Source organism: Occallatibacter sp. (assembly GCF_049582745.1).
Taxonomy (GTDB): Bacteria; Acidobacteriota; Terriglobia; order Terriglobales; family Acidobacteriaceae; genus Telmatobacter.
The window spans coordinates 1-2,882 of sequence record NZ_JBAUUO010000041.1; the positions used below are offsets into that span (position 1 = coordinate 1).

Genomic DNA, 2,882 nt, shown 5'->3' on the forward strand with positions numbered 1-2,882 from the left:
GTGAATGACCCGTACGTGGCGGCGCAGGATGCGGATGCGCTCCTGATTCTGAACGACTGGCAGGAATTCGCCGAACTCGACCTGGCCAAGCTGCACTACACCCTCCGCTACCCGATCGTGATCGATGGAAGGAACCTTTACGATCCGGCGGAGATGACCAAGGCCGGTTTTACCTATTTGAGCGTAGGACGTCCGGGCCTTGCGCAACCGATGGATCCTGCGTCTGCCTTCTTCCTTCCGCGTCGTAGAGACGGGGTGAAGGTCTAGAACTGGTTGCATGAACGGGCTTTGAAAGAATTGGCCATCTTTATCGGGTATTCTCAAGCGGATGCAATTGCGATAGCTTGATAGAAGGAACAGCTACAGTAAGGAAGTACAAACATGCGCGTGCTGGTCGCAGGGGCTGCGGGTTTCCTTGGCTCACATTTGACGGATGCCCTTCTCGAACAGGGGCACGATGTGTTGGGCGTCGACAATCTCAGCACGGGCTCGCTCGAAAATCTCAAGCATTTAAGAACCGAGCGGAGATTTGGTTTTTGCGAGCAGGACATCTGCGATCCCTTTGACCCGAAGGGTGTCGATTACGTCTTCAACTTCGCTTCGCCAGCCAGTCCAGGCGACTATATGCGGCTGGGAATCGAAACTCTCATGGCCGGCTCCGCGGGAACCCGGAACCTTCTCGAGATTGCAAAAAAGTGTGACGCGAAGTTTCTGCATGCTTCGACGTCGGAGTGTTACGGAGACCCCGAAGAGCATCCCCAGACCGAGGAATACTGGGGTCATGTGAATCCGATTGGACCCCGCTCGGTTTACGACGAGTCCAAGCGATTCTCCGAAGCTCTTGTCATGGCGTATCACCGCTACGAAAAGTTGGACACGCGGCTCGTACGGATTTTCAATACCTACGGCCCGCGATTGCAGATGAACGATGGCCGCGTGATTTCGAACCTTCTAACGCAGGCGCTGCGCAGCGATGACCTGACTATCTACGGCGATGGAAGTCAGACGCGCAGCTTCTGCTATGTCTCCGATGAAATCGACGGCATTCTCCGGCTCGCACGCAGCGACGAGCATACGCCGGTCAATATTGGGAATCCGGTGGAATGGACTATCCTGGAGTGCGCGAATGCAGTGCTGCGTGTAACAGGGTCAACCAGCAAAATCGTGTTCCTGCCTCTCCCTCAAGATGACCCTTCGCAGCGCCAGCCGAACATCGGCAAGGCCCGCCGCCTGCTGAACTGGGAACCCAAAATCGACCTTGAGACTGGATTGAAACTGAGCCTGGAATACTTCAGAGGATGCATCGAGGCTGCTGGCTAGTCACATCGAGAACAGTGTCAAATCGGCATCGTGCATTGCACGATATGGGAATCAGGTCCTGAAAGTGCGGGGTGCACTACTTTGAAAAGAGCACTAATTACGGGTATCACCGGACAAGACGGAGCCTATCTAGCGGAACTGCTGCTGTCGAAGGGATACGAGGTGCATGGAATTAAGCGCCGGGCGTCCTCGTTTAATACCACTCGCATCGACCATATCTACGAAGATCCGCATGTAATGGGCCGTCATTTCCTGCTCCATTACGGCGACCTCACAGATTCGAGCAGCCTGATCCAGATCGTCCAGAAGGTAAAGCCCGATGAGATTTACAATCTCGCTGCGCAGAGCCATGTAAAGGTTTCGTTTGAAGAGCCTGAATACACGGCAAACTCCGATGGGCTGGGCACGCTGCGCCTGCTTGAGGCGATCAGGATTGCGGGCCTCGAGAAGGTCACGCGCTTCTACCAGGCATCTACGTCTGAGATGTATGGTCTAGTGCAGGAGATTCCGCAGAAGGAGACAACACCGTTTTATCCGCGGTCTCCCTATGCCGTGGCCAAGCTCTACGCTTACTGGATTACGGTTAACTATCGGGAAGCATATGGGATCTACGCATGTAGCGGGATTCTCTTCAACCATGAATCGCCAACGCGCGGGGAGACCTTTGTGACCCGCAAGATTACACGGGGACTGACGCGGATCAAGACTGGGTTACAGGAGCGGCTATACCTGGGGAATCTTGATGCTTTGCGCGATTGGGGACACGCGCGGGATTACGTCGAAATGCAGTGGCGCATGTTGCAGCAGCAAGAAGCCAGGGATTACGTGATTGCAACAGGCGAGCAGCACAGTGTGCGCGAGTTTGTGGATCTTGCGGCGAATTATCTGAGCATGGACATCGCATGGCAAGGCTCCGGTTTGGACGAGAAAGGCTTCGACAAGCAGGGCAACGTGGTCGTTGCCGTCGATCCGCGCTACTATCGCCCGACCGAGGTGGAGACGTTGTTGGGCGATGCGAGCAAGGCGCGCCGCGAATTGGGGTGGGAGCCGACGGTCTCGTTTCACGAACTCGTCAAGGAGATGGTGGAAGAAGACTTGAAGGTCGCGGAGAAGGATGCACTGGTCCGGAAGCACGGCTACTCCGTATTCAACTTCCACGAGAATTAAGGACGGGGATCCGCGATCATGCAGAAGAATGGCAGGATTTTTGTTGCGGGACATCGCGGGCTCGTCGGCTCGGCAATCTGCCGCGAGTTGCAGCGGCAGGGGTTTACGAACCTGGTTGTTCGCACCCACTCCGAACTTGATTTGACTGACCGTGCAGCGGTCCTGGATTTCTTCCAGCAGGAAAAACCGGAGTATGTCTTTCTTGCGGCTGCCAAGGTCGGCGGAATTCTAGCCAACGATACCTATCCGGCAGATTTCATCCGCGAAAATCTCGAGATTCAGACCAGTGTGATCGATGCGGGCTTTCGTAGCGGAGTCAAGCGGCTCTTGTTTCTCGGTTCAAGCTGCATCTATCCAAAGCTCGCTCCACAGCCGATCAAGGAAGAGTACCTGCT

Annotated in this window: 4 protein-coding genes; all 4 read left to right on the plus strand. The window is 55.2% G+C overall.

Annotated features, from left to right (window positions below; all coding sequences use genetic code 11):
* Positions 1–267 (plus strand): UDP binding domain-containing protein (locus WCA10_RS04945; RefSeq protein WP_472821390.1); only part of this gene is annotated, 267 nt, incomplete at its 5' end.
* Positions 268–381: 114 nt separating this feature from the next.
* On the plus strand, positions 382–1,320 hold the full coding sequence (locus WCA10_RS04950) for a UDP-glucuronic acid decarboxylase family protein (protein ID WP_472821391.1): 939 nt from the start codon (positions 382–384) through the stop codon (positions 1,318–1,320).
* An 81-nt stretch (positions 1,321–1,401) separates the two neighbouring features.
* The gene (gene gmd, locus WCA10_RS04955) at positions 1,402–2,487 is read left to right on the plus strand and encodes a GDP-mannose 4,6-dehydratase (RefSeq protein WP_472821392.1); all 1,086 of its coding nucleotides are present in this window, start codon (positions 1,402–1,404) and stop codon (positions 2,485–2,487) included.
* A gap of 18 nt (positions 2,488–2,505) precedes the next feature.
* Positions 2,506–2,882: NAD-dependent epimerase/dehydratase family protein (locus WCA10_RS04960; RefSeq protein WP_472821393.1), on the plus strand; the 377-nt coding region annotated here is incomplete at its 3' end.

What these genes read in the sequence shown, in the direction of transcription:
- WCA10_RS04950 (WP_472821391.1), top strand. Translation starts at nt 382, where the DNA reads ATGCGCGTGCTGGTCGCAGGGGCTGCGGGTTTCCTTGGCTCACATTTG.